The organism is Enterobacter cloacae complex sp. HYC042_NIDB (assembly GCF_056673315.1).
The window spans coordinates 316,320-335,485 of sequence record NZ_CP109650.1; the positions used below are offsets into that span (position 1 = coordinate 316,320).

19 protein-coding genes are annotated in these 19,166 nt (G+C 56.4%); 7 read left to right on the top strand and 12 right to left on the bottom strand.

The features are described 5' to 3' along the window. The first annotated feature begins 154 nt into the window (after nucleotides 1-154). Nucleotides 155-955 (top strand): glycosyltransferase family 2 protein, encoded by an 801-nt coding sequence (locus OKF39_RS01520; RefSeq protein WP_479983418.1) that lies wholly within the window; start codon nucleotides 155-157, stop codon nucleotides 953-955. Nucleotides 956-958: 3 nt separating this feature from the next. On the opposite strand, the gene OKF39_RS01525 is transcribed toward OKF39_RS01520, so the two are convergent. The 3 genes from OKF39_RS01525 to gpmM are packed head-to-tail and all read right to left on the bottom strand — an operon-like array spanning nucleotide 959 to nucleotide 4,735. Next, on the bottom strand, nucleotides 959-1,894 hold the full coding sequence (locus OKF39_RS01525; RefSeq protein WP_190320727.1) for a divergent polysaccharide deacetylase family protein: 936 nt from the start codon (nucleotides 1,892-1,894) through the stop codon (nucleotides 959-961). Nucleotides 1,895-1,897: 3 nt separating this feature from the next. Continuing rightward, nucleotides 1,898-3,157 carry a murein hydrolase activator EnvC gene (gene envC / locus OKF39_RS01530; protein ID WP_231940812.1) on the bottom strand — a complete coding sequence of 420 codons (1,260 nt, stop codon included), beginning with the start codon at nucleotides 3,155-3,157 and terminating at the stop codon, nucleotides 1,898-1,900. A 33-nt stretch (nucleotides 3,158-3,190) separates the two neighbouring features. Beyond that, on the bottom strand, nucleotides 3,191-4,735 hold the full coding sequence (gpmM, locus tag OKF39_RS01535; protein WP_479983419.1) for a 2,3-bisphosphoglycerate-independent phosphoglycerate mutase: 1,545 nt from the start codon (nucleotides 4,733-4,735) through the stop codon (nucleotides 3,191-3,193). A gap of 246 nt (nucleotides 4,736-4,981) precedes the next feature. Here gpmM and OKF39_RS01540 point away from each other — a divergent pair, with 246 nt between their 5' ends. From OKF39_RS01540 to cysE, 5 genes are all read left to right on the top strand, one after another. Continuing rightward, a complete protein-coding gene (locus OKF39_RS01540; protein WP_014882007.1) occupies nucleotides 4,982-5,413 on the top strand; it encodes a rhodanese-like domain-containing protein in 432 nt (143 codons plus the stop codon). An 11-nt stretch (nucleotides 5,414-5,424) separates the two neighbouring features. Further along, nucleotides 5,425-5,676, top strand: coding sequence for a glutaredoxin 3 (gene grxC / locus OKF39_RS01545; protein WP_028015037.1), 252 nt, complete (start codon nucleotides 5,425-5,427; stop codon nucleotides 5,674-5,676). 32 nt (nucleotides 5,677-5,708) lie between these two features. Next, the gene (secB, locus tag OKF39_RS01550; protein ID WP_003860835.1) at nucleotides 5,709-6,176 is read left to right on the top strand and encodes a protein-export chaperone SecB; all 468 of its coding nucleotides are present in this window, start codon (nucleotides 5,709-5,711) and stop codon (nucleotides 6,174-6,176) included. Next, entirely contained in the window at nucleotides 6,176-7,195 is a 1,020-nt protein-coding gene (gene gpsA / locus OKF39_RS01555; protein WP_045630251.1) for an NAD(P)H-dependent glycerol-3-phosphate dehydrogenase, read from the top strand. Before secB ends, gpsA begins: the two co-directional genes overlap by 1 nt. A 74-nt stretch (nucleotides 7,196-7,269) precedes the next feature. Then, the gene (cysE, locus tag OKF39_RS01560; protein ID WP_008502718.1) at nucleotides 7,270-8,091 is read left to right on the top strand and encodes a serine O-acetyltransferase; all 822 of its coding nucleotides are present in this window, start codon (nucleotides 7,270-7,272) and stop codon (nucleotides 8,089-8,091) included. Here cysE and trmL read toward each other — a convergent pair. The 9 genes from trmL to OKF39_RS01605 form a co-directional block, all read right to left on the bottom strand. After that, on the bottom strand, nucleotides 8,088-8,561 hold the full coding sequence (trmL, locus tag OKF39_RS01565; protein ID WP_028015039.1) for a tRNA (uridine(34)/cytosine(34)/5-carboxymethylaminomethyluridine(34)-2'-O)-methyltransferase TrmL: 474 nt from the start codon (nucleotides 8,559-8,561) through the stop codon (nucleotides 8,088-8,090). The two genes, cysE and trmL, sit on opposite strands and share 4 nt — an antisense overlap. Nucleotides 8,562-8,606: 45 nt before the next feature. Further along, complete coding sequence (locus OKF39_RS01570) at nucleotides 8,607-9,947, bottom strand: MFS transporter (protein ID WP_479983420.1); 1,341 nt, start codon at nucleotides 9,945-9,947, stop codon at nucleotides 8,607-8,609. 180 nt (nucleotides 9,948-10,127) lie between these two features. After that, nucleotides 10,128-11,315 carry a quinone-dependent L-lactate dehydrogenase gene (gene lldD / locus OKF39_RS01575; protein ID WP_479983421.1) on the bottom strand — a complete coding sequence of 396 codons (1,188 nt, stop codon included), beginning with the start codon at nucleotides 11,313-11,315 and terminating at the stop codon, nucleotides 10,128-10,130. Next, nucleotides 11,312-12,085 (bottom strand): transcriptional regulator LldR, encoded by a 774-nt coding sequence (gene lldR, locus OKF39_RS01580; RefSeq protein WP_045260049.1) that lies wholly within the window; start codon nucleotides 12,083-12,085, stop codon nucleotides 11,312-11,314. Before lldR ends, lldD begins: the two co-directional genes overlap by 4 nt. After that, nucleotides 12,082-13,737 (bottom strand): L-lactate permease, encoded by a 1,656-nt coding sequence (gene lldP, locus OKF39_RS01585; RefSeq protein WP_028015043.1) that lies wholly within the window; start codon nucleotides 13,735-13,737, stop codon nucleotides 12,082-12,084. Before lldP ends, lldR begins: the two co-directional genes overlap by 4 nt. Before the next feature lie 271 nt (nucleotides 13,738-14,008). Next, nucleotides 14,009-14,371, bottom strand: coding sequence for a YibL family ribosome-associated protein (locus OKF39_RS01590; protein WP_028015044.1), 363 nt, complete (start codon nucleotides 14,369-14,371; stop codon nucleotides 14,009-14,011). Between the two features lie 57 nt (nucleotides 14,372-14,428). Then, on the bottom strand, nucleotides 14,429-15,019 hold the full coding sequence (gene mtlR / locus OKF39_RS01595) for a mannitol operon repressor MtlR (protein ID WP_028015045.1): 591 nt from the start codon (nucleotides 15,017-15,019) through the stop codon (nucleotides 14,429-14,431). After that, nucleotides 15,016-16,164 carry a mannitol-1-phosphate 5-dehydrogenase gene (mtlD, locus tag OKF39_RS01600; RefSeq protein ID WP_032644949.1) on the bottom strand — a complete coding sequence of 383 codons (1,149 nt, stop codon included), beginning with the start codon at nucleotides 16,162-16,164 and terminating at the stop codon, nucleotides 15,016-15,018. The genes mtlR and mtlD overlap by 4 nt, the downstream gene beginning before the upstream one ends. 102 nt (nucleotides 16,165-16,266) lie before the next feature. Beyond that, a complete protein-coding gene (locus OKF39_RS01605) occupies nucleotides 16,267-18,174 on the bottom strand; it encodes a PTS mannitol transporter subunit IICBA (RefSeq protein ID WP_028015047.1) in 1,908 nt (635 codons plus the stop codon). A 634-nt stretch (nucleotides 18,175-18,808) separates the two neighbouring features. Here OKF39_RS01605 and OKF39_RS01610 point away from each other — a divergent pair. Further along, nucleotides 18,809-19,165 (top strand): DUF3302 domain-containing protein, encoded by a 357-nt coding sequence (locus OKF39_RS01610; RefSeq protein ID WP_150145134.1) that lies wholly within the window; start codon nucleotides 18,809-18,811, stop codon nucleotides 19,163-19,165. Nucleotide 19,166: the final 1 nt, after the last annotated feature.

A 19,166-nucleotide genomic window follows, 5' to 3' on the forward strand; every position in this document is an offset into this window, starting at 1 on the left:
GAAATAAAATAGATTTTTCTATTTTATTGCGCTTCAGAATTAGACAAAACGTCATACGTGCTTATTTGAAAAGTGTGATTCAGGACTTTAATCATCTCTACTCATTTATATAGTATTAATCATATTCATTTATGCTGCTGTTGAGAGTGGAAACATGTTTAAAATAACGATCTGCTTATTAACGTTTAATTCTGAAAGATTATTGCACGATGTTATTCCGCCTCTTTTAAAAATAGCGGATGAGATCGTCGTTGTAGATTCAGGCAGTACGGACAAAACACGTTTTATTTGTGAGAGCTATGGACTGCTCCCTGTCTATAAAAAATTTGGCTGGCATGGCGAGCAGATGAATTATGCCATATCCTTAGCCAGCAATGACTGGGTCCTGTGCATCGACAGTGATGAAATTCTTGACCAGGAAACAGTTGATGCTATTTCAGCGTTAAAAGCAGGTGATGAGCCTGACCCCGGAACGGCATGGCGAATATGCCGCCACTGGTTTGTTCTGGGTGAAGAAGTCCGGACGATCTATCCTGTTTCATCCCCTGATTACCCTGTACGTCTTTTTAACCGTAAACAGTCCCGATTTAATAACAGACCGGTAGACGATCAGGTGGAAGGTTTTCTCCGTTGTGAACGTATTCCGGGCTATGTAAAACATGATACGTTTCCCACTCTGCATGAGCTTTTTAACAAATTAAATTGTTATACAACCCGTCTGGTACAATATCATAAAATACGCCCCTCTATCGGGCGCGGCATCATCAGTGCCATCGGGGCTTTTTTTAAATGGTATTTGTTTAGCGGCGCCTGGCGTCAGGGTAAATTGGGAGTGGCGACAGGACTGTATGCTACAGCCTACAGCTTTTTGAAGTATTTCAAATCCTGGTATTTGCATCAGGAGAAAAAAGAGCCCGTTGCGAATGAGCAGACGGGCTCTCAGATTGCGAAATAAGCGTCAGGCTTTCTTGCCCCATCCCTGCCACTGCTGCTGGACGTATTTCACCAGCGTACTGTTACTGATGCTGTCTCCGATGACAGAGAAGACGCGGGTCGCGTAGACCGGTTCTAGCGGCTGCTTCGGTACACAGCGCTTCACGCCGCGGAACGGGTTACGCGGTGCCGTCGGGACGGGCTGCGCAGAATTCGGCGTAGAGGTATCCACCTGCGGCTCGTTCAGCAGATCGCTCGGGCGTACCAGCGTGATATCGGCAGGTAAGGTCGGCAGCATTTGCTGTAAAACGCGAACGGTAGACGGATGCGGGTGCCCGATGGCAATCGCCGAACCGTTACGGCGCGCCAGCTGTACCGCTCGGTTGAACTGCACGCGGATATCCGCTTCGTTCTGGGAGTCGTCCAGGAAGACTTTGCGCTTGATGACCTTCACCCCCGTACCCTGAGCGGCACGCATCGCCTGGCTGTTGCCAATGGTCATGCTGTCAAGGAAATAGAGATTGTAACGCTCCAGCGCCTGCATCACCTTCAGCATACCGTACAGGCTGGAGGTCATCGCGCTGCCCATATGGTTGTTCAGACCCACGGCATACGGCACCTTGTTGTAGGCGTCGCGGATGATGCGTTCGATCTCATCGCTGCTCATATCCGGGCGCAGGGTGTCTTTTTCCAGCGGCTGCTTGCTGAGCGGTGCCATCGGAAGATGGATGAGGACCTGGTGGCCGCTATTGTGCGCTTTGGTCGCCATTTCATGCGCGTGAGGCGCATTCGGCAGGACGGCGACGGAGATGGCTGATGGCATCGCCAGCACCTGATTTTCATAGTGTGGTCGATAACCGAAGTCATCAATCACGATGGCGAGTTTACCTGCATATACCGGTAGTGCAGCCAGCGCCAGTGCGCTGACGACGGAGAGAACCATTCGACGAAATTGAAGCAAAACTTATCTTCCCAACCACGGCTGTGGATTGACCGCCTGACCCTGACGACGAATTTCGAAATAGAGTGACGGGCGGCCCTGACCGCCACTGCTGCCCACAAGGGCGATGGGTTGGCCGGCGCGCACCTGGGTGCCGACGCTGACCAGCGCGCTCTGGTTGTAGCCGTAAAGACTCATGTCGCCTTTACCATGCTCGACCACCACCACCAGCCCGTAACCCTGCAGCCAGTCGGCCAGGATCACGCGGCCATCGGCGATGGCTTTCACTTCGCTACCTTCAGACGCACCGATAACGATCCCTTTCCAACGTAGCTCACCCTGCAGCTGTTCGCCATAGCGATGCAGAATAGTGCCGCGAACGGGCCAGTAGGCCTGACCGCGCGGGGAACCCAGACCGCCGGTACGCGACATCAGGGAGCGTTCGCTTTCGCTTGGCTTGTAGGTGGTCCCTTTGCGGGAGGCTTCCTGCTGCTTGTCGCGAACCGCCTGCGCCTCGCGGGCCTCTTTTTCGGCGCGCGCCTTCGCTGCGGCTTCCGCACGGGCAATGCTGTTACGCAGTTTTGATTCGTTGGCGCGCATTTCGCTCAGCTGGCTCTGTCCTGCCTGAATGGAGGACTCAAGACCCGACAGCGTTTTCTTGCGTTCGTTACGGGCCTGCTCAAGTTTCGCCTGCTGCGCTTTTTGTTCGTAGAGCAACGTCTGCTGCTGGCTCTGCTTCTCTTCCAGCTCCGCTTTTTGGGTGGAGACCTCTTCACGCGTTTGTTTCAGCTGTGCAATGGTCTCCTGACGCGCCTGGTTCAGATAGCCGAAATAGGCCTGCAGACGCTGGCCGCGCTGGCTCTCTTCACCGCTGAGGATCAGCTGGAGTCCGGTATGCTCACCCTGGCGGAATGCGGCATCCAGCTGTGCTGCGAGGTTGCGCTCCTGCGCATCACGCTGGCGCTCCAGTTTGGCAATCGACGCATTCATCTCGTCGATCTGTTTGTTCAACTGGGTGAGGGTGTTTTGCGTTTCACGGAGTTTACGTGCGGCAGCGGAGATGGCCTCTTCCTGCTGCTTAAGCTGGGCGAGCAGGGTGGCGCGCTGCTGTTGCTGCTGGCGTACCGCACGCTCTTTGGCGGCGATATCGGCCTGAATGGATTTCAGCTGGTCGCGGTCATCCGCGTGGGCGGATGCGGCGCACAGCAATACGCCAGCGCTGAGTGCGCTGGCGCAAAGCAGAGGTCTGACTGATAGCCTAAGCGGCTTCACGACCCATGTGATTGAAAAAATCGCCTTTCCCCTCATGGGGAGCGATTATTCCACGATGAACAGCGGCTTACCAGTCATCTCTTCAGGGATCGGCATACCCATCAGCGACAACATGGTTGGCGCGATGTCGGAAAGCTTGCCGCCTTCTACTGCTTTCAGTGATTTATCACCCACATAAATCAGTGGAACAGGCAGGTTGGTATGGGCGGTGTGCGCCTGACCGGTTGCCGGGTCACGCATCTGCTCGGCGTTACCGTGGTCAGCGGTGATCAGCAGCTGGCCGCCAACGGACTCAACCGCTTTCGCAACCTGCTCAACGCAGTGGTCCAGCGCTTCAACCGCCTTCACTGCCGCTTCCATTACGCCGGTATGGCCGACCATGTCGCCGTTCGGGTAGTTACAAATGATGGTGTCGTACTTGCCGCTTTCGATGGCCGCGACCAGTTTTTCAGTCAATTCCGCAGAGCTCATCTCTGGCTGCAGATCGTAAGTCGCGACTTTCGGCGAGTTGATCAGAATGCGCTCTTCGCCTTTGAACGGCTCTTCAACGCCGCCGTTAAAGAAGAAGGTCACGTGCGCGTATTTTTCCGTTTCGGAAATACGCAGCTGCGTTTTGTCGTTCTTCGCCATCCACTCACCGAAGGTGTTAGCCAGCGAGGCTGGTGGGTAAGCGCAAGGGGCGTTGATATCTGCCGCGTATTCGGTCAGCTGGATGAAGTCGATGTTCACCACTTTCTTACGGGCAAAACCGTCGAAGTCGCTGTTGACGAACGCACGGGTGATTTCGCGCGCGCGGTCAGCGCGGAAGTTCATAAAGATCAGCGCGTCGCCATCTTCCATTGCGGCATCGGCCTGGCCTTCAGCGCGGATCACGCTCGCTTTCACGAATTCGTCGTTTTCATCACGCGCGTAAGCGGCTTCAAGTGCTTCAACCGCAGTCGGGAACTGGAATTCCCCTTTTGCCAGAGTCATCAGGTCATAGGCCTGTTCAACGCGATCCCAGCGGTTGTCGCGGTCCATAGCGTAGTAACGGCCAATGATGGAGGCCACGCGGCCTTTGCCCAGCGCAGCGAATTTGTCTTCGAAAGCTTTCAGGGACCCTTCTGCGCTGCGCGGTGGCGTGTCACGACCGTCCAGGAAGGCGTGCAGGTAGATTTTTTCCGCACCGCGTTCAGCGGCCAGTTCAACCATCGCCATGATGTGATCTTCGTGGCTGTGCACGCCGCCTGCGGAGAGCAGACCCATGATGTGCACCGCTTTACCTGCCGCAACGGCTTTATCTACCGCACCGCAGAGAACCGGGTTAGCGAAGAAGGTGCGTTCTTTGATTTCGACGTCCAGACGGGTCAGATCCTGATACACGATACGACCCGCGCCGAGGTTAACGTGGCCAACTTCGGAGTTGCCCATCTGGCGATCCGGCAGGCCCACTTCCAGACCGGATGCGTTAATCAGGGTATGCGGACGTTTTGCCCACAGTGCATCCATGACCGGGGTTTTTGCGTTGAAAATAGCGTTATCCTGGCTATCTTCACGGTAGCCATAGCCATCCAGAATCACCAGTACCATAGGTTTTTTAGAAACCGACATTGCAACAACCTTATGCTCAAGAGTCAAAATTTGCGTAATTTTACTACAGCTGAATCGATCAAATAGCCGCAGAAGATCAAAGAAAACGCGGGGGCAAGATGCTGACCGGACCATTTTGAGGCATTTTTTTAGGTGGCATGCCGCAGAAAATGGATTAGGTTATGGTCGCTGGCTGTATTTGCCAGAACGCACAGGTATACTCCTGTCCTGGTTTTTTTATCACTTAGTCGGGAGTAGTTACCCTCCATGCAAGAAATTATGCAATTCGTTAGCCGCCATCCGGTACTGAGCATCGCGTGGATTGGCCTGCTGGCTGCTGTGCTGTTCACCACATTTAAGAGCCTGACGTCTAAGATTAAGGTTATCACCCGTGGTGAAGCGACGCGTCTGATTAACAAAGAAGATGCCGTCGTTGTCGATCTGCGTCAGCGTGACGATTTCCGTAAAGGTCACATTGCCGGCGCAATCAACCTGTTGCCAGCTGAAATCAAAGCCAACAACGTTGGTGAGCTTGAGAAACACAAAGCCCAGCCCATTATCGTTGTGGATGCGACCGGTATGCAGGCGCAGGAATCTGCCAGCGCGCTTTACAAAGCGGGCTTCGAAAACGTAACGGTACTGAAAGAAGGTATTTCCGGCTGGAGCGGGGAAAATCTTCCTTTGGTTCGCGGTAAATAAGGAGTTCAGTCATGGCCAATATTGAGATCTACACCAAAGCGACGTGCCCGTTCTGCCACCGTGCGAAAGCGCTGCTGAGCAGCAAAGGCGTCACGTTCCAGGAACTGCCGATCGACGGTGACGCGATCAAACGCGAAGAGATGATCCAACGTAGTGGTCGTACGACGGTTCCGCAGATTTTTATTGATGCGCAGCACATTGGCGGCTGTGATGACTTGTATGCGCTCGACGCCCGTGGTGGACTCGATCCGCTGCTGAGCTAAGAGACTTTAGGACAATTAAAAAGGGTATTTCCATGTCAGAACAAAACAACACCGAAATGACTTTCCAGATCCAGCGTATCTACACCAAGGATGTCTCTTTCGAAGCGCCAAATGCGCCGCACGTTTTCCAGAAAGACTGGCAGCCAGAGGTTAAACTTGATCTGGATACCGCATCCACCCAGCTGGCGGATGACGTGTATGAAGTCGTACTGCGTGTGACCGTGACCGCCTCTCTGGGCGAAGAAACTGCATTCCTGTGCGAAGTACAGCAGGGCGGTATCTTCTCCATCGGCGGCATCGAAGGCAACCAGATGGCGCATTGCCTGGGTGCATACTGCCCGAACATCCTGTTCCCGTATGCCCGTGAATGCATCACCAGCCTGGTTTCTCGCGGTACATTCCCGCAACTGAACCTTGCGCCAGTGAACTTTGATGCGCTGTTCATGAACTATCTGCAGCAGCAGGCTGGCGAAGGTGCCGAACAACATCAGGATGCCTGATGAGCACTGTTAATGCGTCAATGACTGTGATCGGTGCCGGCTCATACGGCACCGCTCTTGCCATCACGCTGGCAAGAAATGGTCACGACGTGGTCCTGTGGGGCCACGATCCAAAACATATCGCCACGCTGCAGCGCGACCGTTGCAATGTGGCGTTTCTCCCGGACGTTCCGTTCCCTGACACCCTGCACCTGGAAAGCGATCTTGCAACCGCGCTGGCGGCCAGCCGCAACATTTTGATTGTGGTGCCAAGCCATGTCTTTGGCGACGTGCTGAATCAGATCAAGCCGCTGATGCGCCCGGATGCGCGTATCGTCTGGGCGACCAAAGGGCTGGAAGCGGAAACCGGACGTCTGCTGCAGGACGTTGCCCGCGAAGCGCTGGGGGATGAGATCCCGCTGGCGGTCATCTCCGGGCCGACCTTTGCCAAAGAGCTGGCTGCGGGCCTGCCGACGGCGATCTCGCTGGCATCCACCGATCAGGCCTTCTCCGACGATCTCCAGCAACTGCTGCACTGCGGCAAGAGCTTCCGCGTCTACAGCAACCCCGATTTTATCGGCGTGCAGCTGGGTGGCGCGGTGAAGAACGTGATTGCCATCGGGGCCGGGATGTCTGACGGTATTGGCTTTGGCGCCAACGCGCGTACGGCGTTGATTACCCGAGGCTTAACCGAGATGTCCCGTCTGGGCGAAGCGCTGGGTGCCGATCCGGCCACCTTTATGGGGATGGCGGGTCTGGGGGATCTGGTGCTGACCTGTACCGATAACCAGTCGCGTAACCGCCGCTTTGGCATGATGCTCGGACAGGGCAGCGATGTAAAAAGCGCGCAAGAGAAGATTGGACAGGTGGTGGAAGGCTACCGCAATACCAAAGAAGTCCGCGAATTGGCGCACCGGTTTGGTGTCGAAATGCCAATAACCGAGGAAATTTATCAGGTATTGTATTGCGGAAAAAATGCGCGCGAGGCAGCATTGACCCTATTAGGTCGTGCGCGCAAGGACGAGCGCAGCAGTAACTAGTCGGAACCGTTGTCACCTGAATGACCCAGCCAGCGCAGAACTGGCTGGTCATTAACTATCGTCTGGAGTAAGCAATGCCGTGTGAAGAACTGGATATCGTCTGGAATAACATTAAAGCCGAAGCCCGCGCTTTGGCGGACTGTGAGCCTATGCTGGCCAGTTTCTATCACGCGACGCTACTCAAGCACGAAAATCTCGGCAGCGCGCTGAGCTATATGCTCGCCAACAAGCTGGCTTCCTCCATCATGCCTGCTATCGCCATTCGTGAGGTAGTGGAAGAGGCCTACGCCGCCGACCCGGAAATGATCGCCTCTGCCGCCTGTGATATCCAGGCCGTGCGCACCCGTGACCCGGCGGTCGATAAATACTCCACGCCGCTGCTGTACCTGAAAGGCTTCCACGCGCTGCAGGCGTACCGCATTGGCCACTGGCTGTGGAATGAAGGCCGCCGCGCGCTGGCGATCTTCCTGCAAAACCAGGTTTCCGTGACGTTTCAGGTTGATATTCACCCGGCGGCGAAGATTGGCCGCGGGATCATGCTCGACCACGCCACCGGTATCGTTGTCGGGGAAACGGCGGTGATTGAAGACGACGTCTCGATCCTGCAGTCGGTTACCCTGGGCGGTACCGGAAAAACCAGCGGCGATCGCCATCCGAAAATTCGTGAAGGGGTGATGATTGGCGCGGGGGCTAAAATCCTCGGCAATATCGAAGTCGGGCGCGGCGCGAAGATTGGCGCAGGGTCGGTTGTGCTCCAGCCCGTGCCGCCGCACACCACCGCCGCTGGCGTACCGGCGCGCATCGTTGGTAAGCCAGACAGCGATAAGCCGTCCATGGATATGGATCAGCACTTCAACGGCATTCACCATACCTTCGAGTATGGTGACGGCATTTAACTTCTGAGAATGGCGCCCGGGTAACCCAGCTGGCGCCAGGCTTCATACACCACCACCGACACCGCGTTCGACAGGTTCATGCTGCGGCTGTCCGGCATCATCGGAATACGGATTTTCTGCTCAGCGGGCAGGGCATCCAGGATCGTGGCCGGCAGGCCGCGGGTTTCCGGGCCAAACATCAGATAGTCACCCTCCTGATAGCTCACGGCGCTGTGCGCTGGCGTGCCTTTGGTGGTCAGGGCGAACATGCGCTGCGGCTTCTCTGCTTCCAGAAACGCGGCGTAATCGTGATGGCGAACCACGGCGGTAAATTCATGGTAATCCAGCCCCGCGCGGCGCAGGCGTTTGTCGTCCCACGTAAAGCCCATCGGCTCGATGATGTGCAGACGAAAACCGGTGTTGGCGCACAGGCGGATGATATTGCCGGTGTTCGGCGGAATTTCTGGTTCGAATAAAACGATGTTAAGCATGCTGCCCCCTTAATTGCGGGGGCAGAATAGCAGAAAAGAGAGGAACTACGCGACGCCGGGTTCCTGCGAGCGGCTGTACAGCATTTTGTAGACGGTTGCCGCCGCGGCTACCAGAGCGGGCACGCTGAGGATCATTAAAATACTGTCTGCCTGCCACTGCATCGAAAGAAGCTGGGCGCTGGTCATGGTTCCCGCCACGCCGCCAAAGCGGCCGATGCCCTGCATCCAGGCGATGCCCGTCGCGCGGCACTCGGTAGGGTAAAAGGTGGCCGCGAGGGTTTGCATGCCCGACTGCGCGCCGTTCATCGCGATCCCCATCAGGAAAATCAGCCCGCCAAACAGGGCGATATGGTTATGCTCAAGGCCAAGCAAAAGAATCAGGCCCATCGTCAGCACAAAACCACCTGCGACCACCTTGTGCGCTTCCCAGCGGTCCATCATCCAGCCCGCGAGCAGAATGCCTGCGGTGCCGCCGAAGGTAAACAGCGAGGTGAGCCAGGCGGATTCCGCCAGGGCATAACCCATCCCCTGCATCAGCGTCGGCATCCAGCTCAGCAGGACGTAATAAATCACCAGCCCCATAAAATAAGTCACCCACAGCATCAGGGTGCCGGGTAGCCAGGGCATGGAAAACAGCTGCCCCACGCTCCCTTTTTTAGACGCGGCTTTCTCTTCCGCCAGGAAAAAGCCCGTAACGCTCTCCAGCGTACTGCGGCTGAACCGGCTGGCAATGCGGCGAACCTGCGCGACGTCTTTCCCACGCTGCACCAGAAACTTCACCGATTCCGGCAGCAGCAGCGCCAGCAGCACGGTTAAAATCAGCGGCGCAATCGCGCCGGTCAGCAGCACGCTTCGCCAGCCGTGGTGGGGAATTAGCCAGGAAGAGATCGCCCCGCCGCCCGCTGCGCCCAGAGGGAAGCCGCAGTACATGGTATTAATCGCCATGGCGCGGCAGCGCTGGGGGGCAAACTCTGAGATCAGCGTGATGGCGTTTGGCATGGCGGCGCCGAGCCCGAGACCCGTCAGAAAGCGCCACAGCGTCAGGGTATTCAGGCTTTGCGCCCAGGCCGTCCCCAGGCTCGCCAGGCCGAAGAACAGGCACGAAAAGACCAGCACGCGCTTGCGTCCCATCCGGTCCGATACCGGACCTGCAATAAGGGCTCCCAGCGACAGGCCCAGAAGCGCCGCACTCAGCACCAGCCCCAAATCCTGCTTATGGATCCCCCATTCTGCCGACAGCGTGGGCGCGATGTAGCCCATCGCTGCCGTATCAAAACCATCGATCGCCAGAACCAGAAAGCCCAGCACGATAAGAAGCCAGTGAAACCCTGAAAAAGGACTCTCGTCGATCACCTGCTGAATATCCACCTTACCTGAATAGGTCATACGCTCCCCTCCGATGTGATGTTGTTTTTGTGTTCTTGTATTTGCTTGTCTATACAATTGCGAACGGGAGGGATGTGTCAAATTTTCTTATCCAGAATGTTACGCAGGTGTTATTTTCGACAAAAAAAGCGCCCGAGGGGGAAATCGGACGCATGGGAAAGGTGGGGTAACGGGAGAGGATCAGGCCGCGTCGCCATGTGACAGCGGAGCCAGCGCCGCCGGCAGTTTACCCAGCTCCTGCACCAGCGAATCCTTGCTGATTTCACTGATCGACTTCGCGCCGGTCAGGGTCATCGCTACCTTCATCTCTTTCTCGATCAGGTTCAGCAGGTTTGCCACGCCTGCCTGACCAGCCGTCGCCAGGGCGTAAAGATATGCGCGTCCCAGCAGCACGCTGTCGGCGCCCAGGGCAATCATGCGCACCACGTCCAGCCCGTTGCGGATGCCGCTGTCGGCCAGAATGGCAATATCGCCTTTCACCGCATCGGCAATGGCCGGCAGGGCGCGGGCGGAAGAGAGCACGCCGTCGAGCTGACGTCCGCCGTGGTTAGAGACCACAATTCCATCCGCGCCAAAACGCACCGCGTCACGGGCATCTTCCGGATCGAGGATCCCTTTGATCACCATCGGGCCATCCCAGAACTCACGGATCCACTCCAGGTCTTTCCACGAGATGGACGGATCGAAATTGTTCGCCAGCCAGCCGATGTAATCCTCCAGCCCGGTCGGTTTGCCAAGGTAGGCCGAGATGTTCCCCAGATCGTGCGGTCGGCCGTTCAGACCCACATCCCACGCCCACTGTGGATGCGTTACCGCCTGCCAGTAGCGGCGCAGGGCGGCATTCGGGCCGCTCATGCCGGAGTGGGCATCACGGTAGCGCGCGCCGGGCGTGGGCATATCGACTGTAAAGACCAGCGTGGAGCAGCCCGCCGCTTTGGCGCGCTCCAGGGCGTTACGCATAAAGCCGCGATCGCGCAGGACGTACAGCTGGAACCACATCGGGCGCTTGAGGGTCGGCGCGACCTCTTCAATCGGGCAGACGGATACGGTAGACAGGGTAAACGGAATGCCTTTGGCATCCGCTGCGGCGGCGGCCTGCACTTCGCCCCGGCGGGCGTACATGCCGCATAAGCCGACAGGCGCGAGCGCTACCGGCATGGAAAGCGTTTCGTTGAACAGTTTCGTCTCAAGGCTCAGGTCAGACATATTCTTCAGCACGCGCTGGCGCAGGGCCACTTCTGACAGATCCTCCACGTTTCGGCGCAGGGTGTATTCGGCATACGCCCCACCGTCGATGTAGTGGAACAGGAACGGCGGCAAAATGCGCTGCGCCGCGGCGCGGTAGTCACTGGCTGCTGAAATAATCATGCTTTGTTCTCCCTGGAAATATCACTGTCGCCAGGCAGACGGGTAATACGCGCCTGTCGGGCCTGGTCTTCATCAAATCGTTTAATGGTAGTGTGCACGAAGCCGAGATGCGCCATCATCGCCTTGCGCGCGGCTTCGGCATCGCCGGCCAGAATGGCGTTGAGCACCGCCTCGTGCTGTTCGGTCAGTTGGGCAAAGACCGGCGGGACTAGATACATGCGCTGGCGGCTCTGCTTCACGGAGGATTGCAGCAGGTCGAAGAACCCGCGCATGGTCTGGAGCAGCACCACGTTGTGCGACGCCTCGGCGATTGCCAGATGGAAACGCACGTCCGCCTGGGAGGCGATGTCCGGGTCGCTGCTTAGCGTGGCTTCGAAGCAGGCTTTGAGCTTCTCTTTGTCGGCTTCGGTTGCCCGCATCGCTGCGTGCCATGCGGTACTGGTTTCGATGGCGTGACGCGCTTCAAGAATGTCGAAGCTGTAGTCCGGGTCGTTTTCCAGCAGCGTCTTCAGCGGCTGAACGATGTTTTGCTCGGACCAGTCATCATGCTGCCAGCGCACAAAGGTGCCGCCGCCGCGACGGCTCACCAGTACGCCTTCGCTGACCAGCGTCGCCAGCGCCTCGCGCAATGAGTTACGCGATACGCCAAGCCGGGCGGCAAGCTGGCGCTCGGCGGGCAATTTCATGCCCGCTTCCAGCTGTTGTTCTTCAATCAGCGCCCGCACGCGAGAGGCAATCTCGTCGGACAGGCGTCTGGGCATCACTATCATGGGATCATCCAGGTTAAGACATAGGCCTGCAGGGTGGTGATCACGCCCACCATGCAGGTGAATATCAGGCTGTGTTTCACGGTAAAGCGGAACAGGTCCGACTCTTTGCCCACCAGTCCCACCGCCGCACAGGCAATGGCGATGGACTGCGGGGAGATCATTTTGCCGGTCACGCCGCCGGTGGTGTTCGCGGCGACCAGCAGCACGTCCGACACGCCAATCTGCTGCGCAGCCGTCGCCTGCAGGGCGGCAAACAGGGCGTTAGACGAGGTATCTGAACCCGTCAGGAACACCCCCAGCCAGCCGAGGAACGGCGAGAAGAAGGTGAATGCGTGGCCGGTGTGCGCCAGCGCTAACGCCAGCGTCGACGACAGGCCGGAGTAGTTCGAGATAAACGCGAACGCCAGCACCATGCCGATGGAGTAGATCGGCAGCATCAGCTCTTTAATTGTTGCCGCAAAAGTCTGTACCGCGGCGGCAGGCTTCATGCGCAGCCACACCACGGAAAGGAGTGCCGCAAACAGGATGGCGGTCCCGGTGGCGGAGAACCAGTCAAACTTAAACACTGCCGCATACGGGGTGGCGTCGTGCACGACCGGCGGCATACGGGCAACCATCTTGTCGAGGAACGGCACGGAGATGTTAATCACCATGTCGTACAGCGCGCCGCCGGGAGCGAACAGCGATTTAAACGGCGGTATGCTCCACAGCGTCACGGTAGCGGTCAGGAACAGGAACGGCGACCAGGCGCGGACGATCTGTCCGGCGGTATAGCCGGTGCGGGCGAGGGTCTGATCCACATGCGATGCGCCCATGTCCGCAAAGCGGAAGATACGCACCGGCTGCCAGCGTTTCAGGAACAGCGTCAGACAGACCAGCGACACCAGGGAAGAGATGATGTCCGGCAGCTCCGGGCCAAGGAAGTTCGAGCTGAGGTACTGGGCAATCGCGAACGAGCCGCCTGCCACCATCACCGCAGGCCAGGTCTCCTTCACGCCGCGCCAGCCGTCCATAATCGCCATGATCCAGAACAGCACGATAATGGTCAGGAACGGCAGCTGGCGGCCAACCATCTGGCCGATCTCAAAGCTGTCCAGCCCAGTCACCTGACCCGCGACCAGAATCGGAATCCCCATCGCGCCAAACGCCACCGGTGCGGTGTTCACAATCAGGCACAGGCCAGCGGCGTACAGCGGGTTAAAGCCCAACCCGACCAGCAGCGCGGCGGTGATCGCCACCGGTGCGCCGAATCCTGCCGCGCCTTCAAGGAACGCCCCGAAGGAGAAGCCGACAATCAGCATCTGCAAGCGCTGGTCAGGGGTGATGGAGAGAATCGACGAACGAATGATGTCGAACTGCCCGGTCTTTACCGAGATTTTATAGACAAAGACCGCGGCGATGATGATCCACGCAATCGGCCACAGGCCGTAGAAGAAACCGTAGACGACGGAGGCCAGCGCGCGGTCGACCGGCATTTTGTAGAAGAACAGCGCCACCAGCAGGGCGATGGCAACGGTATACGTCGCGGCGAGGTAGCCCTTCAGCTTGAGCTTAATCAGCGCAAAGAAGAAGAACAGGATCGGTAGCGATGCGATCAGGCTCGACAGCCAGATATTGCCGGCCGGGTCGTAGTTTTGTTGCCAGAGGCTCATGCAGGTCTCCTGGGGACCAGACAGCCTGTGCTGCGGGTGAGTCTCCGCTCAACTCTGCGTCACAAACTGTGTAAAAGTGGTCCTGCCAATATTGTGTTGTAGGGTTAATGACAATGAATGGTTAACCAGATGTTATGGAGTGGCAATGGTTTTGTGAGCGCAAATAATGGAATTGTGAACCGGGGGAGGATTGATTGCGCTATTGGTTGGACCAATTCACGCGAAGGGGAAAAGAGTAGGCCGGGTAAGCGCAGCGCCACCCGGCATGAAATCAGAATGCGGTCTTACAAAAACCCGTCATCTCTTTCAGGCCCATTTCGCGGCCAAGCTCGGTCATCGGGTGCACCACCACCAGACCACGGACGCTTTTCTTCAGCTTGCCCATGTCAGCCTGCTCTTTTTTGGTGATCGCGCGGCGGTGCGGCATGTTCATCAGCTTCTGCGCTTCTTTGCTCAGCTTCTGGCCTTTCACTTCGCGCAGGCGCTCGATTTCCGCTTCCAGCTTCGCGGACTCTTTTTCCAGCTCGGCATATTTCTCGGCGGAATCAACCAGAGACAGGCCAGCCATCTGGTGACGGATCAGATCCAGACGGTCGCTCAGGCGTTTAATTTCGTTCTTTTCGACTTCTTTCATGACAATTGACTCTAAATCGGGGGAATTACAGGGAAGGATACACCAATGTGAACGGGGTTACTTCTGAAACGCTTTTTTTAAGCTGATTTTAGAAATCAGCTCAGTCAGGGAGAGGACCATAGTGGAACGGACAACCTGTTGATAGCGCAGCTTTTGCATCGCGTAAAGTTCAGGGTCGCTGTTATCAAAATGGGGAGCAGGAGGCAGGGCGGTGACGCAGTGCAGCTCGCCGAACGGCCCCAGGATCTCATCATCGGTAAAAGTGTACTCATTACCGTCATGATTGAGCTCTTCGCGCAGCGCCATTAACAGTTCAGCGTCTTCATACTCCTGGCGGTTGAGCACGCCAAGACCATAAATCAGCTTCAGACGCACCGACAGATCGCCCAGCGGTCCGTCTCCGTCCAGTAACGGTTCTACAGCGTACTTTACCGCGTAGTCGTCTTTGCGAAACACCTGAAGCACCAGGATATTCACCGCCTCGGTTAACAGCTCGACGGCGGCAATCAGGAAACTTCGTACGGTTTTGCCAGCATTCAGACGCTCAAGCACACGATTTTCAAAGGCCTGGGTTTGTTCCATTATTGCCTGCATATCTGACAATCTGTTATTCGGGCGCAGGCTTACCTGCGCCGGATTCTGCATCATTTGGTTGCGTTGTATGCGTTAACCGCCTCCGCAACCACGTCGCTGCTGGCGTCCAGACCGGAAATCTGCGCCAGCGCAGCCTGCGCGCCTTTGTCATCAATCAGCTGAGCCAGCTCAATCGCCTGCGGGTCCTGCTCGCTGCGGTAGTGCATCGCGGCAGCAATTCCTTTCACCAGGTTGGCGTGCGGCAGACCGTATTCCAGCGTGCCCAGCAGCGGCTTAATCAGGCGGTCGCCCGCGCTCAGCTTACGCAGCGGCTGACGGCCCACGCGCTCAACGTCATCTTTCAGATACGGGTTTTCAAAACGACCGAGGATTTTCTGGATGTATGCTGCGTGTTTATCAGCATCAAAACCGTAGCGTTTGATCAGCACCGCGCCGCTCTCTTCCATTGCCCCTTTCACCACCGCGCGGATCTGCTCATCGAGGATCGCGTCGCGAATGGTCTGATGACCGGCCAACTTTCCGAGGTACGCGGTTATAGCATGCCCGGTGTTCAGCGTGAAGAGTTTGCGTTCGACAAATGCCATCAGGTTATCAGTAAGTTCCATTCCCGGAATGGTCGGCAGCGCGCCCTTGAACTGAGTTTTATCGACGATCCACTCGCTGAAGGTTTCAACAGTGACTTCCAGCGGATCGTTGGTGGCGGATTCGGACGGCGGAACGATACGGTCTACAGCGGAATCCACAAACCCGACGTGCGCTTCAACCCAGGCTTTATCTTCCTCAGCCACGGCCGCCATAACGTGGCCTTTCAGCTGCGTGGTGCCGCGCACCATGTTTTCACAGGCGATGATGTTCAGCGGTGTTTCAATGCCCTGTGCTTTACGCTTCGTCAGGCCTTTCGCGACCGCAGGAGCAATACGTTCGAGCACCACCGGACCCACGGCGGTGGTCACCAGATCAACGCTGGCGATCAGGTCAATCACGTCGTCGCCGATGCTGCTGACCGCGTTAACGCCAGAGACGGTTTCAACCTGTTCGTTTTCACCCACCACATGAACCTGATAGCTATGACGGGCATTCAGGGCATCCAGAACCACCTGATTCACATCGGCGAATGTCAGGGTAATGCCCGCGTCTGCCAGCAGTTTACCGATAAAGCCACGACCGATATTACCTGCGCCAAAATGTAATGCTTTCATAGTGTTAACCTTCATCAATGTTTTCACCCGAGAGGGCTGGGGTGAGGAACGTTTCCCCCTCACCCTAGCCCTCTCCCCGAAGGGGAGAGGGAAGAGGCGCTGCTATTTGTTGAGCAGGGCCAGAACTTCTTCAACGCTTTCAGTTTGTGCCAGGCGCTCGATGACGGACTCATCATCCAGCGCGTTGGTCAGGCTGGTAATCACCTGAATATGCTCGTTGTTGCGAGCGGCGATACCAATCACCAGACGGGCGATGTCGTCCTCTTCTTCACCGAAGCGCACGCCGTCAGGATACTGACAGAACACCACGCCGGTTTTCAGCACGCGGTCTTTCGCTTCAACCGTACCGTGCGGAACCGCGATGGATTCACCCAGGTAGGTTGGCGTCAGTTTTTCACGTTCCAGCATCGCGTCAACGTATTCTGGCTGAACGTAGCCGCCCTTCACCAGCTGTTCACCGGCAAAGCGAATCGCCTCTTCTTTGGTGCTCGCGGTACGGCCGAGGAAGATGTTCTCCGCGCCCAGCTTAAACAGGTGAGCGTTGCTCTCGTCAAAACTGTCCTGCAGGCTGGTGCGCACCTTCACTTCGTTGTCTTCGTGGCGCTGCGCGGCAACCAGACGTTCGGTCAGGCTGGTGTACAGGCCGCTGTCCAGGAAGTTGGTCAGCGAGATGTGCTGTGCCTGCGGTACCTGACGCATAGCGCGCTCGGTCAGATCGCGGTGCGTGATGACCAGGTCAACGTCCGGCGGCAGGTTGTTAATCGCGCTGTTGGTCACGGAGATATTGGTCAAACCCGCATCCTGCACTTTCTTACGCAGCACGCCGGCACCCATTGCGCTGGAACCCATACCGGCGTCGCAGGCAACGATGATTTTACGCACGTGGCTCAGGTCGTTAGAAACATCGCCAGCCGCCAGTGGGGTCGCGCCTTTGGATTCGGCTTTCATGTCGTGCATACGACGGGTTGCCGCTTCGATATCGTCGTCTTCTTTCACCTTGCTGGTTTTCAGCAGGATAGAAGAGACCACGAAGGAGACCGCCATCGCCGCACAGATCGCCGCGATGTTCGCGAAGTACGCGCCTTTCGGCGTCATCGCCAGCACCGCCAGGATAGAGCCTGGAGAAGCAGGGGAGACCAGACCGCCGCCCAGCACGCTCAGGGTGAACACACCAGTCATACCGCCGAGGATAACGGCCAGGATCAGACGTGGGTTCATCAGCACGTACGGGAAGTAAATTTCGTGGATACCGCCCAGGAAGTGGATGATAGCCGCGCCGCCAGCAGACTGCTTCGCGCTGCCGCGACCAAAGAACATGTACGCCAGCAGAACGCCCATACCCGGACCCGGGTTCGCTTCAATCAGGAAGAAGATGGACTTGCCGAGATCGTGAGACTGCTGAATACCCAGCGGCGAGAAGATACCGTGGTTAATGGCGTTGTTCAGGAACAGGATTTTCGCCGGTTCAACAAAGATAGACGCCAGCGGCAGCATGTCGTGCGCCACCATGAAGTTAACGCCCGCCGCCAGCAGTTTGGACAGCACTTCAACAGCCGGACCAATGCCGAGGAACGCCAGAATCGCGAGGATCATCCCGATGATGCCCGCAGAGAAGTTGTTCACCAGCATTTCGAAGCCGGACTTGATCTTGCCATCAACCCAGACGTCGAATTTCTTAATCGCCCAGCCGCCCAGAGGACCGGCAATCATCGCACCGAGGAACATCGGCATATCCGCACCGACGATCACGCCCATGGTTGTGATGGCACCCACGACGCCACCACGGTCACCGCCCACCAGACGACCACCGGTATAACCGATGAGCAGCGGCAGGAGATAGGTAATCATTGGGCCAACAAGTTTCGCCAGCGTTTCGTTAGGCAACCACCCTGTCGGAATGAACAATGCGGTGATAATACCCCACGCGATAAACGCGCCGATATTTGGCATCACCATGTTGCTGAGGAAACGACCAAAGCTTTGAACTTTGATCTTGAAATCGGATGACATAAAACACCCCTTCTTCTGTTTACGCTTAGGCTTGCGGCCCGAGGTTTATTGTTAATGAGGCGGCAGAGGTAGCCGGACCCTGTTCTGATGCTGTGAAATCTGGCACTGAATCGTTCAACTGTCCAGACAGCGGAATTTTGTGTGATGCATGTCACGTAAATGTAGGGGGTGCGGTGTTGAATGAAGTGACCTGAGTCACAAAATAGGCGAGTAAAAAAAATACGATGGCGAAAAATAGAGCAAAAACCACCTCTTTATGTGATTGATGTCACATTTTGTTTTTGCGTGTTTGTTTCCGGATTGTGACTGATTTCACAAAATATTTTTATGCGGATTTCTCCGACTGCGATCGGCGTCAGGACGGCCTCGAGTAACACGGAAAGCTAATAAAACAGTTTTCATATGTAGTATGGCGGAAAGTTGAAACCTGAATTACGCTCATAATGTAAGGTTGAGTATATTATTATTCAGGATATATTTTGACACGCTTATAAACTTGCGTGGAGATATTATAAAAACCGATACTCCCCGGCTCTGAAATAATCAGTGTGCCTTTTAAATTTAAAAATAAATTAATTAGGCTGCGTGCTGTTTTATTAATGTAATGAGTTGACGTTGTTTAAGTGAGGAGACTATGTTTCTCAACTATTTCGCGCTGGGCGTATTGATTTTTGTATTTCTGGTTCTTTTTTACGGAATCATCGCCATCCATGACATCCCCTATAATATGGCTAAAAAGCGTAATCATCCCCATGCCGATGCTATTCATACGGCAGGCTGGATCAGCCTGTTTACGCTCCATGCCATCTGGCCGTTCCTGTGGATTTGGGCCACGCTGTACCGCGAAGATCGCGGCTGGGGCATGCAGAACCACATTACTAAGCCTGATGAGGTTCCGGGGATGAATGCGCTGGCCAAACGCGTGGCCGAGTTAGAACACAAGCTGGCAGCGGTTCAGCCCTCTGATGATAAAAACACGCTGGAGCGCTAAT